The 22,720-nt window shown below is 67.7% G+C and carries 24 protein-coding genes; 12 read left to right on the forward strand and 12 right to left on the reverse strand.

Translation table 11 applies throughout. The annotated features are described in order from the left end of the window. Window positions 1-22 precede the first annotated feature (22 nt). The 3 genes from F615_RS0109985 to recG all read right to left on the reverse strand — a co-directional run bounded on the left by F615_RS0109985 (window position 23) and on the right by recG (window position 3,621). Entirely contained in the window at window positions 23-526 is a 504-nt protein-coding gene (locus tag F615_RS0109985; protein ID WP_019561041.1) for a Dps family protein, read from the reverse strand. A gap of 32 nt (window positions 527-558) precedes the next feature. Next, window positions 559-1,482 (reverse strand): LysR substrate-binding domain-containing protein, encoded by a 924-nt coding sequence (locus F615_RS0109990; protein ID WP_019561042.1) that lies wholly within the window; start codon window positions 1,480-1,482, stop codon window positions 559-561. An 87-nt stretch (window positions 1,483-1,569) separates the two neighbouring features. Then, window positions 1,570-3,621 (reverse strand): ATP-dependent DNA helicase RecG, encoded by a 2,052-nt coding sequence (recG, locus tag F615_RS0109995; RefSeq protein ID WP_019561043.1) that lies wholly within the window; start codon window positions 3,619-3,621, stop codon window positions 1,570-1,572. Between the two features lie 65 nt (window positions 3,622-3,686). On the opposite strand from recG, the gene queA reads away from it, so the two are divergent. Both queA and tgt read left to right on the forward strand, forming a co-directional pair. Further along, window positions 3,687-4,733: a tRNA preQ1(34) S-adenosylmethionine ribosyltransferase-isomerase QueA gene (gene queA / locus F615_RS0110000; protein ID WP_019561044.1), complete on the forward strand. Its 1,047-nt coding sequence runs from the start codon at window positions 3,687-3,689 to the stop codon at window positions 4,731-4,733. A gap of 9 nt (window positions 4,734-4,742) precedes the next feature. Next, the gene (gene tgt / locus F615_RS0110005) at window positions 4,743-5,894 is read left to right on the forward strand and encodes a tRNA guanosine(34) transglycosylase Tgt (RefSeq protein ID WP_019561045.1); all 1,152 of its coding nucleotides are present in this window, start codon (window positions 4,743-4,745) and stop codon (window positions 5,892-5,894) included. Here the strand turns inward: tgt and F615_RS0110010 are convergent, their stop codons facing one another. From F615_RS0110010 to F615_RS0110025, 4 genes are read right to left on the reverse strand one after another with little or no spacing between them, the layout of a single operon-like run. Beyond that, a complete protein-coding gene (locus F615_RS0110010; RefSeq protein ID WP_019561046.1) occupies window positions 5,895-6,737 on the reverse strand; it encodes a 23S rRNA (adenine(2030)-N(6))-methyltransferase RlmJ in 843 nt (280 codons plus the stop codon). 47 nt (window positions 6,738-6,784) lie between these two features. Further along, on the reverse strand, window positions 6,785-7,990 hold the full coding sequence (locus F615_RS0110015) for a CaiB/BaiF CoA transferase family protein (RefSeq protein WP_019561047.1): 1,206 nt from the start codon (window positions 7,988-7,990) through the stop codon (window positions 6,785-6,787). Then, a complete protein-coding gene (locus F615_RS18205; protein WP_083932450.1) occupies window positions 7,987-8,772 on the reverse strand; it encodes a ChaN family lipoprotein in 786 nt (261 codons plus the stop codon). The genes F615_RS0110015 and F615_RS18205 overlap by 4 nt, the downstream gene beginning before the upstream one ends. Then, window positions 8,769-9,677 carry a LysR family transcriptional regulator gene (locus F615_RS0110025; RefSeq protein WP_019561049.1) on the reverse strand — a complete coding sequence of 303 codons (909 nt, stop codon included), beginning with the start codon at window positions 9,675-9,677 and terminating at the stop codon, window positions 8,769-8,771. Before F615_RS0110025 ends, F615_RS18205 begins: the two co-directional genes overlap by 4 nt. A gap of 100 nt (window positions 9,678-9,777) precedes the next feature. Here F615_RS0110025 and F615_RS0110030 point away from each other — a divergent pair, with 100 nt between their 5' ends. Next, the gene (locus F615_RS0110030; protein WP_019561050.1) at window positions 9,778-10,422 is read left to right on the forward strand and encodes an NAD(P)-dependent oxidoreductase; all 645 of its coding nucleotides are present in this window, start codon (window positions 9,778-9,780) and stop codon (window positions 10,420-10,422) included. An 84-nt stretch (window positions 10,423-10,506) separates the two neighbouring features. Here F615_RS0110030 and F615_RS0110035 read toward each other — a convergent pair whose 3' ends face one another. Continuing rightward, on the reverse strand, window positions 10,507-11,076 hold the full coding sequence (locus F615_RS0110035; protein ID WP_019561051.1) for an NnrU family protein: 570 nt from the start codon (window positions 11,074-11,076) through the stop codon (window positions 10,507-10,509). 169 nt (window positions 11,077-11,245) lie between these two features. Here F615_RS0110035 and F615_RS0110040 point away from each other — a divergent pair, with 169 nt between their 5' ends. Continuing rightward, entirely contained in the window at window positions 11,246-11,740 is a 495-nt protein-coding gene (locus F615_RS0110040) for a MaoC family dehydratase (protein WP_019561052.1), read from the forward strand. Here F615_RS0110040 and F615_RS0110045 read toward each other — a convergent pair whose 3' ends face one another. Beyond that, entirely contained in the window at window positions 11,741-12,409 is a 669-nt protein-coding gene (locus tag F615_RS0110045; RefSeq protein ID WP_019561053.1) for a protein phosphatase CheZ, read from the reverse strand. It abuts the gene before it with no gap. Between the two features lie 167 nt (window positions 12,410-12,576). On the opposite strand from F615_RS0110045, the gene F615_RS0110050 reads away from it, so the two are divergent. The 3 genes from F615_RS0110050 (at window position 12,577) to F615_RS0110060 (ending at window position 14,864) form a co-directional block, all read left to right on the forward strand. Beyond that, window positions 12,577-12,954, forward strand: coding sequence for a hypothetical protein (locus F615_RS0110050; RefSeq protein ID WP_156824602.1), 378 nt, complete (start codon window positions 12,577-12,579; stop codon window positions 12,952-12,954). A gap of 11 nt (window positions 12,955-12,965) precedes the next feature. After that, the gene (locus F615_RS0110055; protein WP_019561055.1) at window positions 12,966-13,772 is read left to right on the forward strand and encodes an HDOD domain-containing protein; all 807 of its coding nucleotides are present in this window, start codon (window positions 12,966-12,968) and stop codon (window positions 13,770-13,772) included. 123 nt (window positions 13,773-13,895) lie between these two features. Further along, window positions 13,896-14,864: a Bug family tripartite tricarboxylate transporter substrate binding protein gene (locus F615_RS0110060; protein WP_019561056.1), complete on the forward strand. Its 969-nt coding sequence runs from the start codon at window positions 13,896-13,898 to the stop codon at window positions 14,862-14,864. Window positions 14,865-14,875: 11 nt separating this feature from the next. On the opposite strand, the gene moaC is transcribed toward F615_RS0110060, so the two are convergent. Beyond that, window positions 14,876-15,385, reverse strand: a complete 510-nt coding sequence (gene moaC, locus F615_RS0110065) for a cyclic pyranopterin monophosphate synthase MoaC (RefSeq protein WP_033371249.1) — start codon at window positions 15,383-15,385, stop codon at window positions 14,876-14,878. A gap of 132 nt (window positions 15,386-15,517) precedes the next feature. Here moaC and F615_RS0110070 point away from each other — a divergent pair, with 132 nt between their 5' ends. Further along, on the forward strand, window positions 15,518-17,074 hold the full coding sequence (locus F615_RS0110070; RefSeq protein WP_156824603.1) for a M48 family metalloprotease: 1,557 nt from the start codon (window positions 15,518-15,520) through the stop codon (window positions 17,072-17,074). A gap of 78 nt (window positions 17,075-17,152) precedes the next feature. Here the strand turns inward: F615_RS0110070 and recX are convergent, their stop codons facing one another. Together recX and recA are read right to left on the reverse strand one after the other, a co-directional pair. Further along, window positions 17,153-17,599, reverse strand: a complete 447-nt coding sequence (recX, locus tag F615_RS0110075; protein ID WP_019561059.1) for a recombination regulator RecX — start codon at window positions 17,597-17,599, stop codon at window positions 17,153-17,155. 23 nt (window positions 17,600-17,622) lie between these two features. Next, entirely contained in the window at window positions 17,623-18,741 is a 1,119-nt protein-coding gene (gene recA / locus F615_RS0110080) for a recombinase RecA (RefSeq protein ID WP_019561060.1), read from the reverse strand. 138 nt (window positions 18,742-18,879) lie between these two features. Between recA and F615_RS0110085 the strand changes: the two genes are divergently transcribed. The 4 genes from F615_RS0110085 (at window position 18,880) to F615_RS0110100 (ending at window position 22,713) form a co-directional block, all read left to right on the forward strand. After that, complete coding sequence (locus F615_RS0110085) at window positions 18,880-19,368, forward strand: MarR family winged helix-turn-helix transcriptional regulator (protein WP_019561061.1); 489 nt, start codon at window positions 18,880-18,882, stop codon at window positions 19,366-19,368. A gap of 50 nt (window positions 19,369-19,418) precedes the next feature. Then, complete coding sequence (locus F615_RS0110090) at window positions 19,419-20,090, forward strand: response regulator (protein WP_019561062.1); 672 nt, start codon at window positions 19,419-19,421, stop codon at window positions 20,088-20,090. A gap of 70 nt (window positions 20,091-20,160) precedes the next feature. Beyond that, window positions 20,161-21,696: a sensor histidine kinase gene (locus F615_RS18210; protein ID WP_156824605.1), complete on the forward strand. Its 1,536-nt coding sequence runs from the start codon at window positions 20,161-20,163 to the stop codon at window positions 21,694-21,696. A gap of 81 nt (window positions 21,697-21,777) precedes the next feature. Next, entirely contained in the window at window positions 21,778-22,713 is a 936-nt protein-coding gene (locus tag F615_RS0110100) for an esterase/lipase family protein (RefSeq protein WP_019561064.1), read from the forward strand. The last annotated feature ends 7 nt before the right edge of the window (window positions 22,714-22,720 follow it).

Raw genomic sequence — 22,720 nt, forward strand, 5'->3', positions numbered from 1 at the left:
GCCGATTATCCCGCCACGGCGCTCAAGCCTCCAGCAAGCTGCGCAGCATCCAGGCGGCTTTCTCGTGCACGTCCAAGCGCTGGGTGAGCAAGTCGGCGCTGGGCTCGTCATGGGCCTTGTCCACCAGCGGGAAGACGCTGCGCGCGGTGCGCGCCACGGCCTCGTGGCCTTGCACCAGGATGCGGATCATCTCCTCGGCCTTGGGCGGCTCGGCCGGCACGTCGGGCACGCTGCTGGCGCGGGCGAAATGGGCATGCGAGGCCATGGCCGTGAAACCCAGGGCGCGGATGCGCTCGGCGATGGGGTCGACCGCGTTCCACAGCTCGGTGTACTGCTCCATGAACATGGTGTGCAGCGTGTTGAACATCGGCCCGGTGACGTTCCAGTGGAAGTTGTGGGTGGTCAGGTACAGCGTGTAGGTGTCGGCCAGCAGTTTGTTCAGGCCGGCGGCAATGGCCGCGCGGTCTTTCTCGGGAATGCCGATGTTGACCGGCGGGACGGAAGACTTGGTTTTGGCTTTGGCCATGCAGACTCCTTGGAAGGTAGACACGGAAAGATTCACTCGGACAGCCGACGCACGCCGGCCAGCTCGCAGGCATAGATGGCATTGCGCAGCGCCGCGATGGCTTCGTAGCGGGTGAAGGTGCGACGCCACACCAACACCACGCGGCGCGTGGGCACCGGCGGCGCAAAGGGGATGTAGGCCACATGCGGCTGCGGCTCGCGCGGCACGCTGAGCTGCGGCACCACCGTCAAGCCCATGCCGGAGGCCACCATGTGCTTGATGGTCTCCAGCGACGAGCCTTCGAAACTCTTGCGGATGCCCTCGGCATCGCTGGAGAAGCGGGCAAACTCCGGGCAGACCTCCAGCACATGGTCGCGAAAGCAATGGCCGGTGCCCAGCAGCAGCATGGTCTCGCGCTTGAGCTCCTCGGAGGCGATCTGCTGGCGCGAGGCCAGCGGGTGGCTGCGCGGCACGGCCACCATGAAGGGCTCGTCATACAAGGGAGCCGTTGCCAGACCGCCGTCGGGAAAGGGTTCGGCCAGAATGGCGCAATCGAGCTCGCCGGTGCGCAGCATCTCCAGCAGCTTGACGGTGAAGTTCTCGTGCAGCATCAGCGGCATCTGCGGCACGCGCTCGATGGTTTGGCGCACCAGGTCGGGCAGCAGGTAGGGGCCGATGGTGTAGATCACGCCCAGCTTGAGCGGGCCGTTGAGCGGGTCTTTGCCTCGCTTGGCGATTTCCTTGATCGCGGCGGCTTGGTCCAGCACGGCTTGGGCCTGGCGCACGATTTCTTCGCCCAGCGGCGTGACGCTCACCTCGCTGGCGCCTCGCTCGAAGATCTTCACGTCCAGCTCGTCTTCGAGCTTCTTGATCGCCACGCTCAGCGTGGGCTGGGAGACGAAGCAGGCCTCCGCCGCGCGGCCGAAATGCTTCTCGCGCGCGACGGCGACGATGTAACGCAGCTCGGTCAGGGTCATCGCGGACGCCTCCGCAGGCAGAAGGAAAAAACTATCGGGGCCATGTCACGATTGTGCGCCGGATGGCCGCCCGTGGATAGCCTGGGGCTATGCCTTGAGGTAATCGACCTTGGCCGCCAGCCAGCGCTCGATGTGCGCTTGCGCCGCCGCAGGGTATCGATCCAGCAGCACCCGGGCGATGCGTCGGGCCGCATGCAGCCAGTGCTCATCCTCGGTCACGTCGGCAAAACGCAGCAGCGGTGCGCCGGACTGGCGCGCGCCCAGAAACTCGCCGGGGCCGCGAATTTGCAGATCACGACGCGCGATCTCGAAGCCATCGGTGGTCTGGACCATCGCTTTGAGGCGGGCTTTGCCGGCATCGGACAACGGTGGCGTGTACAGCAGCACGCACACGCTGGCCACGGCCCCGCGGCCCACGCGCCCGCGCAACTGGTGCAGCTGGCTCAGACCAAAGCGCTCGGCATGCTCGATCACCATCAGGCTGGCATTGGGAACGTCCACACCCACTTCGATGACGGTGGTGGCCACCAGCAGCTGCATCTGGCCGCGGGCGAACTGCTCCATCACCGCGGCCTTGTCGGCCGCCGGCATGCGCCCGTGCAGCAGCCCCACCGGCGTGCCGGGCAAGGCTTCGCACAGCTGCCGATGGGTCTCGGTGGCATTGCGCAGGTCCAGCGCCTCGCTCTCCTCGATCAGCGGACACACCCAGTACACCTGCCGGCCTTGGGCCACCTCGGCGCGGATCTTGTCGATGACGGCCTGGCGTTTGTCGTCGGCAAACACTTTGGTGACGATGGGCGAACGCCCAGGGGGCAGCTCGTCGATGGTGCTCACGTCGAGGTCGGCGTAGTAACTCATCGCCAGCGTGCGCGGAATGGGCGTGGCGCTCATCATCAACAAATGCGGCTCGAGCGCCTGGGCCTGCCGCTTGCGCCGCAAGGCCAGACGCTGGGCCACGCCAAAGCGATGCTGTTCGTCGATGAGCGCCAGCCCGAGCTTGGCAAAGGTCACGGGCTCCTGGATCACCGCATGGGTGCCGACCACGAGCTGGGCTTGGCCCGAGGCCACCCGGGCCAAGGCCTCGCTGCGGGCTTTGCCCTTGAGGCTGCCGGTCAGCCAGGCCACCTCCACGCCCAGCGGCTCCAACCAGTGGACGAGCTTGCGGAAATGTTGCTCGGCCAGGATCTCGGTGGGCGCCATCAACGCGCACTGCCAGCCCGCATCGATGGCAATGGCCGCTGCCAGCGCGGCCACCACGGTCTTGCCCGAGCCGACATCGCCTTGCAGCAGACGGTGCATGGGCTGCGGGCGGGCAATGTCACGCGCGATGTCCTCGACCACGCGGCGCTGGGCGCCGGTCAGTGCAAACGGCAACGCCGCCAGCAAGCGTTCGTGCAGCCCGCCGGGCCGTGCCGGCAAGGCCGGTGCGCGCAACCGCGCCCGCTCGCGCTGGGCTTGCAGCTGCGACAGCTGCTGCGCCAGCAGCTCTTCGAATTTCAGTCGCTGCCACGCCGGATGGCTGCGGTCTTCCAGCGCGGCCAGGGGCGTGCGCGGCGGCGGGTGGTGCAAGGTCTGCAACGCCTCCCGCAGGCTCGGCAGGCCAGGCGGCACCAGTTCGGCAGGCAGGACTTCCCCCAACTCGGCCCGCGCCAGGCCGCCGGCGACGGCCTTGCGTAAGTAGGCCTGGGGCAGCGCCGCCGTGGTGGGGTAGACGGGCGTCAGCGTGCTGGCCAGCGGGGTGTCCGCCGTCACGGCCTTGAAGCTGGGGTGCACCATTTCGCGGCCCTGAAAGCCGGCTCGCAGCTCGCCACGCACCCGCACGCGCTGCCCCACGGCCAAGGTTTTTCGATGATGGGGGTAAAAGCTGAAAAAGCGCAGCCGCACCGTGTCGCTGCCGTCGTCCAGGGTGACCACCCATTGCCGGCGCGGGCGCAGCACGATGTCGCTGTGGGTGACCACGCCTTCGACTTGCACCACCTCGCCGTCGCGCGCCTCGGCCAGGCGCGTCAGCCGGGTTTCGTCCTCGTAGCGCAGCGGCAGGTGCAGCGCCAGGTCGATGTCGCGCACCAGCCCCAGCTTTTCCAGGGCCTTTTGGGGGGCAGATTTTTCCTGCTTGGGCGCGGCGCGGACCTCGGACATGGGACAATTCTGCCTTTGCTTCGTTCACCCACCGTTGGCACGGGTCGGTCTGGCCCTCAACTTCGATGTCACACACCTACACCCTGAGCGATTTCGACTTCGCTCTGCCCCCCGAACTCATCGCCCAGCATCCGGTGCCCGAGCGCAGCGCCTCGCGTCTGCTGGACGGGCGCTGGCTGCCGCCGGCGGACCGCATCTTTCGCGAGCTGCCGCAACTGCTGGCGCCAGGCGATTTGCTGGTCTTCAACGACACGCGGGTGATCAAGGCACGGCTGTTCGGCCGCAAGCTGAGCGGCGGCGCGGTAGAAGCCCTGGTCGAGCGGGTCTTGCCCGGCGGCGAGGTCTGGGCCCATCTGCGCGCGAGCAAGTCCCCCAAGCCGGGCAGCACGGTGCGTTTCGCCGACGCCTTCGATGCCGAGGTGCTCGGCCGCTGTGGGCCCGACGACGCCCTGTTCCATCTGCGCTTCCCGGACGATCCCCTGCTGCTGTTGGAACGCCACGGTCACGTGCCGCTGCCGCCATACATCACCCATGCCGACAGCGAGGACGACGCGCGCCGCTATCAGACGGTGTTTGCCGCCAAGCCCGGCGCGGTGGCCGCGCCGACGGCCGCCTTGCACTTCGACGAGGCCGTGCTGGCCGGCTTGCGTGAGCGCGGCGTGGATTTGGCGCAGGTGACGCTGCATGTGGGCGCCGGCACCTTTCAGCCGGTGCGCACCGAGAATCTGGCCGAGCACAAGATGCACAGCGAATGGTTCGAGGTGAGCGCCGAGACGGTGGCGGCCATCGAGCGCACGCGCGCGGCCGGCGGACGCATCGTGGCCGTGGGCACCACCACGCTGCGCGCGCTGGAGTCGGCGGCCGTCTCGGGCCGGCTCCAGGCCGGCAGCCGCGAGACCGATTTGTTCATCACCCCCGGCTTCACCTTCCGGGTGGTGGAGATGCTCATCACCAACTTCCATCTGCCCAAAAGCACGCTGATGATGCTGGTCAGCGCCTTCGCGGGCCATCGGCACATCATGGCGCTGTACCGCCACGCGATCGAGCAGCGCTACCGCTTCTTCAGCTACGGTGACGCGATGCTGCTGAGGCGCACCCCGCTTCCGGATTGAAACACTCGCATGACGTCCTCCCCTGTTCCACGCGGCCTGCATTTCGAGATTCTGAACACCGAAGGCCACGCCCGCCGCGGCCGGCTCACGCTCAACCATGGCGTGGTCGAGACGCCGATCTTCATGCCCGTGGGCACCTACGGCACCGTCAAAGGCGTGATGCCGCGCTCGTTGGACGAGATGGGCGCGCAGATCATCCTGGGCAACACGTTTCATCTGTGGCTGCGGCCGGGGCTGGACGTCTTGCGGCAGTTCGGCGGGCTGCACCGCTTCGAAGGCTGGCACAAGCCCATCCTCACCGACAGCGGCGGCTTCCAAGTGTGGTCACTGGGGCCGATGCGGAAAATCTCCGAAGAAGGCGTGAAGTTCTCCTCGCCCGTCAACGGCGACAAGCTGTTTCTGACGCCCGAAGTGAGCATGCAGGTGCAGCATGTGTTGAACAGCGACATCGTGATGCAGTTCGACGAGTGCACGCCGTATGAAACCGGCGGCCACATCACCACCGAGGCCGAGGCCCGCGCATCGATGGAGCTGAGCCTGCGCTGGGCCAAGCGCTGTCAGGCGGAGTTCGAGCGCTTGGGCAACCGCAATGCGCTGTTTGGCATCGTGCAAGGCGGCATGTACACCCACTTGCGCGAGGCTTCACTGGCCGGCCTGGAAGCGTTGGACCTGCCCGGCCTGGCCGTGGGCGGCCTGAGCGTGGGCGAGCCCAAGGAAGAAATGCTGCGCGTGCTGTCCCACATCGGCCCACGCTTGCCAGCCCACAAGCCGCATTACCTGATGGGGGTGGGCACCCCCGAGGATCTGGTCGAAGGCGTGGCCTGGGGCATCGACATGTTCGACTGCGTGATGCCCACGCGCAATGCGCGCAACGGCCATCTGTTCACCCGCTACGGCGACCTGCGGCTGCGCAATGCACGCTACAAGAGCGACGAGCGCCCGATCGACGAGACCTGCCGTTGCTACACCTGCACGAACTTCAGCCGTGCTTACCTGCACCACCTGGACCGCTGCGGCGAGATGCTGGGACCCATGCTCACCAGCCTGCACAACCTGCATTACTACCTGAACCTGATGCGCGAGGTGCGCGAGGCGCTGGAGGCCGGTCAGTTCGAGGCGTTTCGGCAGCGCTTCCGGGCCGACCGACAACGCGGGGTGTGATCACACCGCGTGCTGCTCGAGCAGGTAGCTGGCCCCCTCGTATTGCGCCAGCACCTCGGTGAGCCAAGGCAGCACCGCCGCCAGCGTGTCGTGCAGCACCCAGGGCGGATTGATCACGAACATCCCGCTGCCCAGCAGGCCAAAGCCTGCCTGCACCGGGCGGGCCACGGTCATGCGCACGTGCAGCCAGCCCTTGGGCGCCAGGCGCTTGAGCCGCTGGGGCAATTGCTGCGATTCCAGCCGCTGCAACTGCGGATACCACACCATGTAAACCCCTTCGGCAAAGCGCTGCACGGCCTCGCGCAGGGTCGCCACCACTCGGCCATAGTCGGCCTTCAGCTCGTAGGGCGGGTCCATCAGCACGACGCCGCGGCGCGACGGCGGCGGCCACTGGCTGCGCAGCGCGGCAAAGCCGTCGGCCACGTGCACCTCGACATGGGGCTGAGCACCGAAGCGGCGCAACAGCTGGCGGTGGTCGGTGGGGTGCAGCTCGTACAAGCGCAATCGGTCTTGCGGGCGCATCACGGCACGCGCGAACGCCGGCGACCCCGGATAGTGCCTGAGCACGCCGTCCGGGTTGTGCTGGCGCACGATCTGGACGTAATCGTCCACGGCCGGCGGCAGATCGTCCCGCAGCACCAGCCGTCCGATGCCCTCGAGATATTCGGCATGCTGTTGCGCATGGCGGGCCCGCAAGTCGTAGCCGCCGGCACCGGCATGGGTGTCGATCAGCCAATACGGCTTGTCTTTCTGGCCGAGGTAGCGCAACACCTGGGTGAACACCAGGTGCTTGAGCACATCGGCATGGTTGCCCGCATGGAACGCGTGACGATAGGCCAGCATGGGACGACGAGACGAGCAAAAGGCCCCACTGTAGCCTCGAACAAGGCTCAGACCATGCCGCGCGACTTCAAGGCGGCGATTTGTTCGTCGCACAGCCCCAGCTCACGCAGCACGGCCTCGGTGTCTTCGCCCAAGGTGGGCGCGCGCCGCCGAATCGCCCCGGGGGTGCGTGAGAGCTTGGGCACAATGCCGGGCACCTCCACCCTCAAGCCATCGGCCGTGGTGACGGACTCGATCATGCCCCGGGCCCGATAGTGCGGATCTTCGGCGATGTCGCGCGCGGTGTAGATACGGCCTGCGGGCACTTCGGCGGCATGGAGCACGTCCAACACCTCGGTGACGGTGCGCGTTGCGGTCCAGGCACCGATGGCCGCGTCGATCTCGGCCACGCGCTGGACACGGCCCACGTTGTGGGCCAACTCCGGGTCTTGCCCGAGGTCCTGGCGGCCAATGGCGGCCATCAAGCGCTTGAAGATGGAGTCGCCATTGCCAGCCACCAGCACCCAGCCATCGACGCACGCGTAGGCATTGCTGGGCGCGATGCCTGGCAGGGCCGAGCCGGCCGGCTCGCGCACCACGCCAAAGGCGCTGTACTCGGGCAGCAGGCTTTCCATCACGTTGAAGACGCTTTCGTACAAGGCCACATCGACCACCTGGCCGCGGCCCGAGCGATGGCGCTCGTGCAGGGCCATCAGCACACCGATGACCCCATGCAGCGAGGCCAGCGTGTCGCCCAGGCTCACGCCCACACGCACCGGCACGCGGCCCGGCTCGGCCGTGAGGTAGCGCAGCCCGCCCATGGCCTCGGCCACCACGCCGAAGCCCGGACGGTCCTTGTAGGGGCCGCTTTGGCCATAGCCGCTGATGCGCAGCATCACCAGGCCCGGGTTGGTGCGCGAGAGCTCCTCATAGCCCAACCCCCACTTTTCCATCATGCCGGGCCGGAAGTTCTCGATCAGCACATCGGCTTCGTCGGCCAGCCGGCGCACGATCTGGCGATCGGCCGGCTCGCGCAGGTCCAGCACCACACTCTTCTTGTTGCGCGACTGCACCTGCCACCACACGCTGGTGCCGTTGTGCAGCAATCGCCACTGGCGCAGCGGATCGCCCGTGCCCGGCGGCTCGATCTTGATCACCTCGGCGCCGAAATCGGCCAAGGTCTTGGCGGCAAACGGCCCAGCGATGAGCTGGCCCAATTCCAGCACCTTGAGGCCGGCCAGCGGGCCCGTGGGGGAAGACGACGGCGTGTTCATCGGGAAGCAGGGGGAGTGATCGCCGGCATGCCGCGCGCACGCAGCTCGGCGCAATGGTCACGAGAGGGTCCGGCCGGGGTGATGCGCACCTCATCGAAGCCTTCGGGGGGCTGGGCGCCCTCGGGCACGAACGCCGTGGTGCGCAGCCTCAGCGCGGGGGCATGACGCGGCAGATGCAAGGGCACGCCCGTGGCGCGCGACGCGTGCACGGCCCCCGTCAGCAGCAGCACGACGGCCTCGGGCGCGGCCCCATGCGCCGCGGCGGCGACCGTGGCGGCCAAGGCGTCGTCGCGGGCGATCTGCATGCGCACCAGCGCCGGCAGTTGTGCCTGGCTCACCAGGCCACAGTGGCCGTCATGCACCGCGGCCAACAGCCGTCGATGCGCTGCGGCCGGCACGCTGGCCTCCCACTCGGGCTGGCTCATCGCCTCGCGCAAGCGTGGTCGCGGCAGGTTGCCGCCGTACACCGTCGCGCCGGCACGCACGGCGGCCATCACCACCGGGCCATAGGCGGCCCATGGCCAGGCGGCGTCCTGCCAGGCCAGCGCCTGGCGCACCTGGGCTTCGGTGGCCTCTGGCGGGAGGCCTTGGGTCTGGCGGCCGCGTTCGGCCATCTCCAGCACCAAGGCCCACAGACGACCTTGCGCGGCCAGCTCATGGACGATGAGTTCGGCCTGACGCTGGTGCTCGGGCTGGTCATGCAACTCGCCCAGCAGCCATGCCGTCTGGGCCCACCCCGGAGCGGCCAGGCCCATGCACAGGATCCACCAAATGCGTCTCATGCCAGCATCTTAGGGCCGGACGGCGCCATCGCCCGGCGCAGGGCTTCGATCGCGAAGCGCACCTTGGCAGGCTGGACGTCTGGCCGAGGCGTCAGTGCATACATGCCCAGGGGCGGCGGATGCCAATGCGGCAACAAAGGCACGAGGCGACCGGCCTTGACGGCCTCCTCGACGTCGAGATCGCCCATCACGGCCACCCCCAGACCAGCCTCGCACATCTGCTGCAACGACAGTTGGTTGTTGCTGGTCACGCGCGCCTGAACCCGCAGGCGCTCCACGGCACCGCCGGGGCCATGCAGCTCCAGCGTCGCGCCCAAGCTGCCGCCGGCCGTGCGCAGCCAGTCATGGCTCAGCAAATCGGCCGGTGTGACCGGCACGCCGCGCGCGGCCAGATAGGCCGGCGCCGCGCACAGCATCATCCGCATCTCGCCCAGGCGATGAGCCACCCAGGTGGAGTCGGGCAAGCGGCCGAAACGAATGGCCAGATCGATGCGCTGCTCGACCAAATCGATCAGCGCATCGTCCACCTGCAGATGCAAACTCAACCCGGGGTTGGCTGCCAACAGCGGCGCCAAGGCCGGCCCCAAATGGCGCGCAAACCCCACCGGGGACGACACCCGCAGCTCGCCCACCGGTGCATCGCGCAGCTGGGCCAACTGCTCGCCAGCGTAACGCGCCGCTGCCAGCATGGCCGCACAGCCCTCATGAAACCGCTGACCGGCCGCGGTCAAGCGCAGTTTGCGCGTGGTGCGCACCAGCAGCGTCACGCCCATGTCGCGTTCGAGCTGACGCACCTGCTGACTCACGGCCGAAGCGGTGGTGCCCAACACCCGCGCGGCCCCCTTCATCGAGCCCTGTTCGACCACGACGGCCAACACGGCCATGCGTTTGAGCTGCTCGATCATGAAGTTTTTCTAAAGAAAGAAGGCAAATTCGACCATCTAGTTTAGAAGGAATCGCTGCTCTATCGTTCAGGGTGAATCGTTTCGATGAAAGGAGATGCCCATGAACATCGCTCTGATCGGCCCCACCGGCTTCGTCGGCTCGGCCGTGCTGGCCGAAGCCTTGCAACGCGGCCATGCGGTGACCGCGCTGTCGCGCCACCCCGACACGCTATCGGCCCAGGCGGGCCTGACGGTGGTGCAAGCCGATGCCACCGACCCCGCCCAGGTGGCCGCCGCGGTGGCCGGCACCGACGCCGTGGTCAGTGCCTACAACCCGGGCTGGACCCACCCGCAGCTTCATGACGAATACCTGCGTGGCACGCGCGCCATCTTCGAGGGCGTCAAACGCGGCGGCGTCAAACGCCTGTTGGTGGTGGGCGGCGCCGGCAGCCTCTATGTGGCCCCTGGCGTGCAGCTGGTGGACACGCCCACCTTCCCGGCCGAATGGAAACAAGGCGCGCTGGCCGCCCGCGAGGCGCTCGACCTGATTCGACAGGAGACTTCGCTGGACTGGACCTTTCTGTCCCCGCCGGTCTTTCTGCAGCCCGGCCAGCGCACCGGCGCTTATCGTCTGGGCCGCGACGAGGTGCTGATGGCTGGCGACCAGCCTGCGGGCATTTCGGTGGCCGACCTGGCCGTGGCGGTGTTGGACGAGATCGAACGGCCCCGCCACCTGCAACGGCGTTTCACCGTGGCCAGCCCTTGAAGGCCTGCGCCGTGGTCGCGCCCCGATCGAGCCGGCAGTGGCAAGACGACTGGCGGCCCGCCCGGCGCCCGCAAGGGGCCGCCCTCAGCGCCCCAGCGGATTGACGCCGAACAGCCAAGCATGGGCCCCGAGCACGAACACGCCGTAGATCAGCAGCCCACCGGCGACGGCCAGCGCATCGTTGATCGGGGCTGCGGCGCTCTCGGCGGCGGCCGGGCGATGCCGCAGCGCGAGGCGGTCGGCCACGGCCCACACCAGAAATCCGCCAAACAGCAGCACGTCGGCCACGGTGCCATTGGCCAGCAGGTGCGCCAGGGCCCAAAACTTGGTGGCCGCCAGCATGGGATGCTGGGTCGCCCGTCGGATGCGTCCGGGCAGATAGGCCGCCAGCAGCAGCACGAAGACCGGCAGCATCAGCAACAGCGCCAAGTGGCGCAAGCCCGTCGGCGGGGTGTAGAGCACCACCGGCGCCTGCCGGGCCAGGCCATAGCCGTACACGATGAGCCCCAGGCCCACCGCAGCGATCAGCGAATACAGCCCCTTCCAAGGTCTTTCGCCCAGACGGGCCACCATGCCATCACGCCAGGGACGCGCCACGATGGACACCGAATGCACCCCCAGGAACAAGATCAATCCCAACACCAGCACACTCATGGACAGCTCCGGTCATCGCAAGGTCGGCGTGGCGCCACCGTCGGTGGCGCGATACTATGCAAAAAGCCGCATCCTGCCCATCGGCACCTGCGGCAGCCCATCCGACCCCCGTAGGGCGGCACGCGCCGTTCCGGCTCGGCCGCGCCGAACTCCATCCTTGACCATGACGATGCACACCCCCTCCCCCGCCCCGCGCTGGTACTGGGAAGACTTCGCGCCCGGCTCGGTGCGCGAGTTCGGCGCCAAGCGGGTCGATCGCGACGAGGTGATCCGTTTCGCCCGTGAATTCGATCCTCAGCCCTTCCACCTCGATGAGCAGGCCGCCGCCGCGCACCCGCTGTTCCAAGGGCTGGCCGCCAGCGGCTGGCACACCTGCGCGATGGTCATGCGCATGATGTGCGACGAGTACTTGCTGGAAGCCGCCAGCCTGGGCTCGCCAGGGCTGGACAAGCTGCAGTGGTTGCGGCCGGTCTATCCCGGCGACGTGTTGCGGGTGCGCATGCAAGTGCTCGAAGCCCGGCCGATGAACAGCAAGCCGCACGTGGGGCTGGTGCGTTCGCAATGGGAAGCCATTGCGCGGCGCCCCAACGGCCAGGACGAGGTGGTGTTGCGCATGGAAGGCTGGGGCATGTTCCAGCGGCGCCAGCCGGCCGCCTCGGCCTGATCAAAACCCCAGCGAAGCCAGCAAGTCGTCCACCTCGTCTTGCTTGAGCGCTTTGTCCGGCACCTGGGGCCCGGCCAAGTCTTGGCTCGAGGGCACGCCAGCCGGCTTGCTGCGCTCGGCCGCCACCCCCCCGCCCACGCCCTGCAGTTGCTCGGGCGCGCTGGCCACCAGCAGGTCCAGCAGCTGTTGCTCGGTGCGGGAGATGATGTCGATCACCTTCTTGATGACCTGACCGGAGAGGTCTTGGAAGTCCTGCGACAGCATGATCTGGCTGAGAATCTCGCTTTGGCCCTGGGCAAAGCTGGCGGCGCGCTCGGCATAGTCGGCACACAGCTTCATCATCGCGCGTGAGCGTTGGGGCGACAGATCGGTCGTCTCGGCCAATCGACGCAGACTGTCGGCCAGCTCCCGGCCCTGGGCGGCCACCTGCTCGCACTGGGGTTTGGCCTCGTCCACCAGGTTGAGCACCTTGTGAGCCGCCTGCTCGGTCATCTGGCCCACATAGGCCAGGCGCTCGCGCGCATCGGGGATCTCCTCGGCCAGACGAGGCAGCTCCGGGCCCACGCCCAAGGCCAGCATCGCCTCATGGAGCTGGCGCGTGATGCGGCCCAACCAAACGAAAGCTTCTTCTTTGGAAATCGTGGCGCTCGTGCCAGGTTCGGTCTGCATGGGGGGTCCAGAGTCAGCGGCTCGATGAGCTACCGATTCTGCCAAAGGCCACCAGCGACCCACAGCCCCCACGCGGCCATGCCAGGGTGTCCCTGAGGGCCATGACCGGCTCGCCCTGCGCTACAGTGTTACGCAGAGCGGCCGTCCATCGGCCGATGGATGCCACCATGGCCAAGCCGATACTGCCCAGTCTGACTGCCCTGGCCCTGATGGGGGGTGCCGTGGGCGCACAGGCCGAGGACCTGCGCTGGGATGCGCAGGGCACCGCCAGCCACGTGTTCACCGTCGCCCCCCGATCCGAACACGCAGCCTGCAGCCGGCTGGCTGCGGGCGAGCGGGTCGTGTGGGCCTTCGTGGCCCAAGGGCCGGTGGATTTCTCCGTGCGCGACGCACGCACCCGCCAAGTGGTCGGCGACTCGTCGCGCAGCGCCGTGCGCGAGGCGCGCGACGCGCTGGAGGTGACGCGCCCGCAAGCGGTGTGCTGGGCCTGGGTCAATCGCGGCACTGCTGACATCCAGGTGTCGCTGCAGCTGCGCAAACACTGAACCCCCAACGCATGCCCGTCGATCCCGCCCTTCGCGCCCTGAACATCGATCTGCCGGCCCGACCGCAAGTGCTGGTGGAGCTGTCGCTGCTGCTGGCCGAAGACGAGGTGGACTTCAAGGCCATGGCCGCGCTCATCGAAAAGGACATGGCCCTGGCCGCCAGCGTGCTCAAGACCTTGAACGCGCCCCTGTATGGCCTGCGCCACCAAGTGCGCACCGTGCAGCAGGCCCTGCAGTATCTGGGCAGCAGCCACGTGGCGGCGATCGTCTACGAGATGGGCCTGCGCTCGGTCTTTCCCGCCACCCCCGAGCTGGACCTGCTGTGGTCACGCGCGAGCCGGCGCGGTCTGCTCATGGGCCTGATGGCCCGGCAGCTCGGGCTGCAGGCCTTCGTGGCCCATTCGGCCGGCTTGTTCGAAGAATGCGGCAAGGCGGTGATGGTGCGGCATGCTCCGCAGCGCTACGGCCCGATGCTGCAGGCCGCGCCTTCGGACGACCTGCTCTTGCTGCAGGAAATGCAGGCCTTCGGCGTCAGCCATGATGCGCTGGGGGCGGCCCTGTGCGAGACCTGGATGCTCGATCCGGCCGCCATCGCCTGCGTGCGCTACCACGTCAGTGTGCGCAGCGGCGGCACCTGGCCCTCCTTGCCCGCCGCGCGCCCTTTGTGCGCGCTGTCCACCGTGGCGCACTACCTGATGTGCGCGCCGGCCATGCTCGAAGCGGCCGTGCCGGCAGTGGCCGCGCTCGCGCCGCTGGACGAAGCGGCCTTGATGCAAGTGGCGCGCGAGGTGCAATCCGTGATGTCCACCCGCCTGTGAACTGCAGATCGGAACTCGACCGCCGACCCTGACCCCTGCGCGACAGATGTTCAGGACAAATCCGGGTGGTTGGCCGAGGATCGGGGTGCCATCCTCGATGCCACTGGTTTTCGAGGAAGCACCATGAAGCGTCGACACCTCCTGCAAGCCCTGGGCGGATCGGCCGTGGCCCTGGGCGTGGCTCCCTGGGTGCGAGCCCAGGCGTTCCCGAGCCGGCCGATCACGCTGATGATCGCCTTCCCAGCCGGCGGCCCCACCGACGTCACGATGCGCGTCCTGGCAGACAATGCCTCCAAGATCCTCGGCCAGCCGGTGGTGATCGAGAACCGATCCGGCGCCGGCGGCACCCTGCCGGCACAGGCGCTGCAATCCGCCAAACCCGACGGCTACACCCTGGCCCAAATCCCGCTGGGCGTCTTCCGTCTGCCCTATACCACCAAGATCAACTGGGATCCGGTGAAAGACATCACCTACATCCTTTGCGTCACGGGCTATGCCTTTGGCGTGGTGGTGCCGGCCGACTCGCCCTTGAAGGACTGGAAAGACTTCGTCGCCTATGCCCGCGCCAACCCCGGCAAGCTCAGCTATGGCTCGACCGGTGTGCTCACCAGCCCACACCTGACCATGGAGGAGATCGCCCAAAAGCTGGGCCTGCAACTGAACCACATCCCCTACCGCGGCAGCGCCCCGCTGATGCAAGACCTGCTGGGCGGCCAGCTGATGGCCGCGGCCGACTCCACCGGCTTTGCCCCGCATGTGGAAGCCGGCAAACTGCGCCTGCTCAACACCTGGGGCGCCAAACGGCTCAAGCGTTTCCCCGATGTGCCCACGCTCATGGAGCTGGGCCTGGGCATCGTGCAAGCCTCACCCTATGGCATCGGCGCGCCCAAAGGCATGGACCCGGCACTGGTCAAGACCTTGCACGACGCCTTCAAGCAAGCGATGGAAATGCCCAACCATGTCGAAGCCCTGGCCAAGTACGACCAGGAGCTGATGTACATGAACTCCGCCCAGTACGCTCGTTTTGCCGAGGAGACCTTCGCCAAGGAAAAAGCCTTGATCGACAAGCTCGGACTGGCCAAACCCAGCTGAGCGTTGCCGACTCACCGCGGCGGCGCCACGTAGGCCCCAGATTTGCCTCCGCGCTTTTCCAGCAGACGAATGCCGCCCAGGGTCATGCCGCGGTCCACGGCCTTGCACATGTCGTAGATCGTCAGCAGGCCCACCTGCACGGCGGTCAGCGCCTCCATTTCCACGCCGGTGCGCCCCAGGGTCTCCACCTGGGCGCGGCAGCGCACCCGGCAAGCCGCGGCCTCCACCTCGAAGTCCACCGCCACCCGCGTGAGCGGCAGCGGGTGACACAAGGGGATCAGGTCGGCCGTGCGCTTGGCGCCCTGGATGGCGGCGACGCGGGCGATGCCCAGCACGTCCCCCTTTTTCGCGGTGCCGGCCACGATCATCTGCAAGGTGGCCGGCTGCATCTCGATGTGGCCTTCGGCCACCGCCACACGGTGCGTCACGTCTTTGGCCGACACATCGACCATGTGGGCCTGACCTTGCGCGTCGAAATGCGTCAACCCTGCGGGCGCAGGATTTGGAATGGATGGCTTCATGAACCACGCATGATAGCGAGGCGCGCCGCAAGTGTTTCCAGTGTGTAAAGACACCGAACCTCGGGGCGCCAGCGGTTTCCAATGGAGCTTTCTGCCACGAACCGGGCCTTGCGTCCTGGTATGGTCTGCTCCATGCCCCGCCCTTCACATCTTCGACACCGCCTGGTGGGCCTGATCTTGGCCTGCGGCCTCAGTGGCCTGGCCCCCTCGGCCACCCCGCCCTGCGCGGCCCAAGCCTCCACGGCCCTGCCTGCGTTGGGCGACACGGTTTCGGCCGAGTTCGGCCCGATGGCCGAACGCCAGCTCGGCGACCGCATCATGCAAGTGATCCGCCGCGATCCGGCCTATGCCGACGATCTGGTGCTGCAAGACTACCTGCTGCGGCTGTGGCGTCCCCTGTTGTCGGCCGCCCGAGCACGCGGCGACCTCTCCGCCGAGCTGTCCGACCGCTTTGCCTGGGAAGCCTTTCTGGTGCGCGACCGGACGGTCAACGCCTTCGCCTTGCCCGGCGGCTACGTCGGCGTGCACCTGGGCCTCATCGGCATGACCACCACCGCCGACGAACTCGCCTCGGTGCTCGCGCACGAACTGGCCCATGTCACGCAGCGCCACATCGCCCGGGGGCTGACGCAGCAGCGCCAACAGTCCATGCTGGCCATCGCCTCGATGATCCTGGGCGTCATGGCCGCCAGCCGCAGCCCGGATGCGGCCAATGCGCTGATCACCGGCGGGCAAGCCGCCGCCGTTCAAGGCCAGCTCAACTTCTCGCGCGACATGGAACGCGAGGCCGACCGCATCGGTTTGGGGCTGCTCGAAGGGGCGGGCTTTTCGGTGCTGGGCATGCCCAGCATGTTCGAGCAGCTGCAGCAAGTCTCGCGTCTGAACGACGACAATGCCTTCCCCTATCTGCGCAGCCACCCGCTGACCAGCGAACGTATCGGCGAAGCCCGCACCCGCACCGGGCTGCAAGGGCGCACGCCGCCGGCGCCCACACTGGAACACGCCCTGATGCAAGGCCGTGCGCGTGTGCTGATGGACCCGCGCCCCGACGCCGCGCGCAACTGGCTGAGCGCGCAAAACGCCAGCTCGCCCGAACGCCCGGCCGCGCTCCTGCAAGCCAGCACCGAAGCCCATGCCGCCGCCGCGCTGCGCGACTGGCCACGCATGCAAGCCGCGCTCCAACGCGCCGCCCCCTTGGTGCAAGGAGACGCCCGCGCCAGCCGAGCGCTCGCCCTCATCCAGGCCGATCTGGCCCTGACTCGAGGCCAAGCCGCCCAAGCCCAAGCCGCCCTGGCCGCCTACCGTGGCGACGGCTCGCGCGCCAGCGAGCTGCTGATGGCGCAAGCCGTCTTGGCCGACGGCCAGGCCGAAGCCAGCGCATGGCGACATGCCGCCGAAGACCTCCAGACCTGGGCCACCTTGCATCCGCGCGACCATCGCGCCTGGGAATTGCTCGGACAAGCCTGGGAGCGCCTCGGGCAGCCGCTGCGCAGCATTCGCGCCCAGGCCGAGGCGCGCTACCTGCTGGGCGACCTGCAAGGCGCCATCGACCGCCTGCGCGCCGCCCAGCGGCTGAGCCGTGCCGCCGAAGGCGCCGCCGAATTCATCGAGGCCTCGGTGATCGACGTGCGCCTGCGCGACATCGAGGCCGAATGGCTGCAACGGCGCAAAGAAGAGGCTACACGCTGAGGGCCAGGCCGCCGCTGGCTGCGGCTCTGCACGCGCCATCGCTGTCGGGGGCCAGCGGCGTGCGCCACCGGTCTTGGGTCAACCGTCGCCACGCACCACGCGGCGGATGACCTCGGGGCTGAAGCCTCGGGCAGCCAGGAAGCGCATCTGGCGCGCACGTTCGGCCGGATCGAGGGCCGCTTCACCGCCAAAGCGGCGCGCCCAGACGGCCCGGGCGCGCTCGAATTCGGTGGCGCTCAGGGCTTGCAAGACCTCGGTGACCGCCTCGCCGCTGAGTCCATGGCCTTGCAGCTCTTGCCGGATGCGCGCCGTTCCGAAGCGGGCGGCTTTGCGGTGCACCACCGATTCGACGAAACGTGCGGGGCTCAGCCAGCCTGCGGCCTGCAGGGCATCGAGCACGGCTTCGACCTCGTCGGGGCTTTGGGCATGCGGCGCCAGCTTGCGGGCCAGCTCCAGGCGCGAGTGTTCACGCCGCGCCAGATACTTCAGGGCCCGACCCTTCAAGGACAGGGGAGGCATGCCCATGGCAGCGCGCGGGCCGCGCGGCCTCATTCTTCCGTCAGGTCTTCGGCCGGGTCTTTGGCGGCGCGGGCTTTGCCCTTGGCCGTGGGCTTGGCCGGCACATCGGCCGCAGGCGCGGCGGCCCCGGCCAGCAACGGCACCCCCAGGGCCTCGCGCACTTTGTTTTCGATCTCGAAGGCCAGATCGGGGTTTTCTTTCAGGAATTCACGGGCGTTGTCCTTGCCCTGGCCGATCTTCTCGCCGTTGTAGGCATACCAGGCCCCGGATTTTTCCAGCACCCGGGTGGCCACCCCCAGGTCGAGGATCTCGCCTTCGCGCGAGATGCCTTCGCCGTACAGGATGTCGAACTCCGCGGTCTTGAACGGGGGCGAGACCTTGTTCTTGACGACCTTGACCTTGGTTTCGCTGCCGATGACTTCCTCGCCTTTTTTGATCGAGCCCACGCGGCGGATGTCCAAGCGCACCGAGGCGTAGAACTTGAGCGCATTGCCGCCAGTGGTGGTCTCGGGCGAGCCGAACATCACGCCGATCTTCATGCGGATCTGGTTGATGAAGATGACCATGCAGTTGGTCTTCTTGATCGTGGCGGTGAGCTTGCGCAAGGCCTGGCTCATCAGACGGGCTTGCAGGCCCGGCAAGGCATCGCCCATCTCGCCTTCGATCTCGGCCTTGGGGGTCAGCGCGGCCACCGAATCGACGATGACGAGATCGACCGAGCCCGAACGCACCAGCGCATCGACGATTTCCAGCGCCTGCTCACCCGTGTCGGGCTGGCTGATGAGCAGGTCCTGCAGGTTCACGCCCAGCTTTTGCGCGTACTGCACGTCCAGCGCGTGTTCGGCGTCGATGAAGGCGCACACGCCGCCTTGCTTTTGCATCTGCGCCACCACCTGCAGCGTGAGCGTGGTCTTGCCCGAGGATTCCGGGCCGTAGATCTCGATGACGCGGCCACGGGGCAGACCGCCCACGCCCAGGGCGATGTCCAGGCCCAGCGAGCCGGTGGAGACCACTTGGATGTCCTCGACGGCCTCGCCCTCGCCCAGGCGCATGATCGAGCCCTTGCCAAACTGCTTTTCGATCTGGGCCAGCGCGGCTTGCAGGGCTTTGGCTTTTTCAGTGTTCAGGGCCTTGACGGGTGCGTCCACGAATCTCTCCTCGAGGGTTGGCTGATGGGGTCTCATGCGCCTGTTCCGATGCACAGGCTGGATGCATGCACAGTATTTTGTGCCACCCGTACTCTCGCGTAAACAGATTTTTTGGTCAGTTTGCCTTACTATCTAGGCATGTCCTCCTCACGGCCCAACGACACTTGGCGCCAGACTCACCTGGGCCGCCTGCTCGGCCATGCGATGCGCCGCTTCGACGCCCGGGTGCTGGCGTTGATGGCCCGCGACGTGGACGTGCCGCTGGCCTTGGCCCACCTGGCGGCGCGCCAGCAGGTGACGGCCGCGCACATCCACATCACCCGCCACCTGGCGCTGGAGGGGTCGCGCTTGACCGAGCTGGCGGCCCAGGCCGGCATGAGCAAGCAGGCCATGGGCGACCTGGTGGACCAATGCGAGGCCTGGGGCCTGGTGGTGCGCGAGGCCGACCCGCGCGATGCCCGTGCCCGGCTCGTGCGCTTCACCCCCAACGGCCTGGCCTGGCTGGAGGCCTTCCGGCGCGCCGTGGCCCAGGCCGAGGCCGAGTTCCGCGCCGAAGTGGGCGAGGACGTGGCCACGGTCGTCAAGCTGGGGCTGGAGGCCTATGCGGGCGGCTGGCCGTCAGCCTGATGTGAGGGGGCTGGCCTAAAATCGGTCGCTCACATCGTGAGGAGACAGCCATGCGCATCCTGATCGCGGAAGACGATCAAGTGCTGGCCGATGGCCTGCTGCGCTCGCTGCGTGGCTCGGGCTATGCGGTCGATCAAGTCGGCTCGGGCACCGAGGCCGACGCGGCACTGACCTCGCACGAATTCGACCTCGTCATCCTCGATCTGGGCCTGCCCAAGCTGCACGGCTTGGAAGTCTTGCGTCGGCTGCGCTCGCGCGGCAGCACCACCCCGGTGCTCATCCTCACCGCGGCCGACAGCGTGGAAGAGCGCGTCAAGGGTCTGGACCTCGGGGCCGACGATTACATGGCCAAGCCGTTTTCGTTGCAGGAGCTCGAAGCGAGGGTGCGAGCGCTCACGCGCCGCGGTCTGGGTGCGGCCTCCGCGCTGATCAAGCATGGGCCCCTGACGTTCGACCAAACCGGGCGGGTGGCCTACATCAACGACCAAATGATCGAGCTGTCGGCGCGCGAGCTCAGCCTGCTGGAAATCTTGCTGCAACGCACGGGCCGCCTGGTGAGCAAGGATCAGCTCGTCGAGCGCCTGTGCGAATGGGGCGACGAGGTGAGCAACAACGCCATCGAGGTTTACATCCACCGACTGCGCAAGAAGATCGAGCAAGGCCCCATCCGCATCGCCACCGTGCGCGGACTGGGCTACTGCCTCGAGAAGATCCCGCAGTAACGCAGCACGACACAGGCGTCCCACCTTGGCCCGCGAACAGCGTTCGCTCTTTGGCGAGATCCTGGACTGGATGCTCGCGCCGCTGTTGTTGCTGTGGCCCATGAGCGTGGGCCTGACCTGGGTGGTGGCCGAGAACATCGCCAACCGGCCTTTTGATCGTGCGCTGACCGAGACGGCGCGCAATCTGGCTCAGCAGGTGGCCGTCTCGCACAACGAGGTGATCTTTCAGTTGCCGCCGACGATCTCGGAGTTTCTCAAGGCCGACAATGCCGATGACATCTACTTCCAAGTGCTGGGCGTGCGCGGCGAATTCGTCAGCGGCGACCACAGCCTGCCGGTGCCGGTGGCCGAGGAGCCGCATGAGCCCGGCACGGTCAAACTGCGCTCCGATGCCATCGACAATGTGCCCATCCGCGTGGCCTATGTCTGGGTGGAGGTCGATGGGGCCGACGAAGGCCAGCATGCGCTGGTGCAAGTGGCCGAAACACTGAACAAGCGCTCGCACCTGGCCACCGAGATCATCAAGGGCGTGATCCTGCCGCAATTCGTGATCCTGCCGCTGGCGGTGGTGCTGGTGTGGCTGGCTCTGTCGCGCGGCATCGCGCCGCTGTCGGAACTGCAGCAGCGCATCCGGCGCCGCCAAAGCGACGACCTCAGCCCCATCGACGAGCACGACGCTCCCGAGGAAGTGGCCCCCTTGGTGCGCTCGATCAACGACTTGCTGGCACGCCTGGACCAATCCATCAAAACGCAAAAGCATTTCCTGGCCGACGCGGCCCACCAACTCAAGACGCCATTGGCCGGACTGCGCATGCAGGCCGAACTCGCCCAGCGCGAGATCGACGCCGGACAACGCGACCCGCAGGAGCTCAAGCGCTCGCTGCGCCAGATTGCGCGCTCCAGCCAACGCGCCGCGCACATGGTCAACCAGCTGTTGGCGCTGGCGCGCGCGGAAAACCAAGGCCAAAGTCCGCGCCGCCACGAAGTGCCATTGGGCGAGATCGTCACCGAGGTGGTGCGCGACTTCGTGCCACGCGCGATGGACAAGCGCATCGACCTGGGTTATGAGGGTCCCCCTCGCGGCCTGGGGCCGGCGGGCCGCTCGCTGCTGCGCGGTAATCCGCTGCTCATCAAAGAGCTGGTGCGCAACCTGGTGGACAATGCCTTGCTCTACACCCCGCCGGGCGGCACGGTCACCGTGCGCGTGCTGCACGACCCTTTCGGCCAAGTGGTGGTGCTGCAGGTGGAAGATTCCGGCCCTGGCATTCCCGAGAATGAGCGCGAACTGGTGTTCCAGCCCTTTTACCGGGCCCTGGGCACCGAGGTGGACGGCAGCGGCCTGGGCCTGGCCATCGTGCGGGAAATCGCCCAGCAGCATGGGGCCGAGGTGTCGATCGAGGATGCGCGCCCCGCCGCTGCCGAGGCCCGCGGCACGCGCGTGACGGTGCGCTTTCCGGTGGCACGCGAAGCCTTGTGGCCGGATGAGCCGCCCCCCCTCCACGGCCCCCCCGCCGCAGCGGGCCTTGCACTGAACCGTGTGCTGCGCCCCAGGAAGGGAGACTCTGGGGAAAACACGGGTGTGCAAAAAAGAACGGCCGTTCTTTAATGCAGCCACCACGCCACGGCCAGCCCTGCGCGGGCCGGCCGCCGCAGTCGAGCGTGGACCCCATCACCGAGGAGACACCCCGTGAAACGACGTTTGCACCAAAGTGCGCTGGCCGTGGCTTGTCTGGGCTGCGCCGCCGCACTGCCCCTGTCGGCGCAGGCCGACACCTACACCCAAACCCGTTACCCCATCGTGCTGGTGCACGGCCTGTTCGGCTTCGATGCGGTCGGGCCGATCGACTACTGGTACGGCATCCCCTCGGCGCTGCGCGCCGGCGGTGCCAAGGTCTACGTGACCCAGCAGTCGGCCGCCAACGCCAGCGAGGTGCGGGGTGAGCAACTGCTGGCCGAGCTGCGTCGCCTCAAAGCGGCATACGGGCACCAGAAGTTCAATCTCATCGGCCACAGCCATGGCGGCCATACCATTCGCTACGTGGCGGCCGTGGCGCCGGAGCTGGTGGCTTCGGTCACCACGATGGGCACGCCGCACCTGGGCAGCCCGGTGGCCGACGCCATCCAAACCGGCACCGGCGTGACCGGCACCACCGCCACGGTGGCCGCCTTGGTCAACGGATTTGCCAGCGTGATCAGCCTCTTGTCCGGCGCCCCCGGGCTGCCGCAAAACTCCGAAGCCGCGATGATCTCGCTGACCACGCAAGGCAGCGCGGCCTTCAATCAACGCTTTCCGCAAGGCCGGCCCACGAGCTATTGCGGCCAAGGCCCCTCCAGCGTCAACGGCGTGCGCTACTACTCGGCCAGCGGCAGCTCGGTGTTGACCAATGTGCTGGACCCGAGCGATGGCTTTTTGGGCTTGACCTCGCTGGCCTTCCGCGGCCAAGACAACGATGGCCTGGTCGGGCGCTGCGCCTCGCGTTGGGGCATGGTGCTGCGCGACAACTATCCCTGGAACCATCTCGACGAAGTCAACCAAGCCTTCGGCCTGCGCGGACTGTTCACCCCGGACCCGGTGGCTTTCTATCGCACCCATGCCAACCGGCTCAAGCAAGCCGGTTTGTGAGAAGGTG

Origin of the sequence: Caldimonas manganoxidans ATCC BAA-369 (assembly GCF_000381125.1) — a bacterium.
GTDB lineage: Bacteria > Pseudomonadota > Gammaproteobacteria > Burkholderiales > Burkholderiaceae_C > Caldimonas > Caldimonas manganoxidans.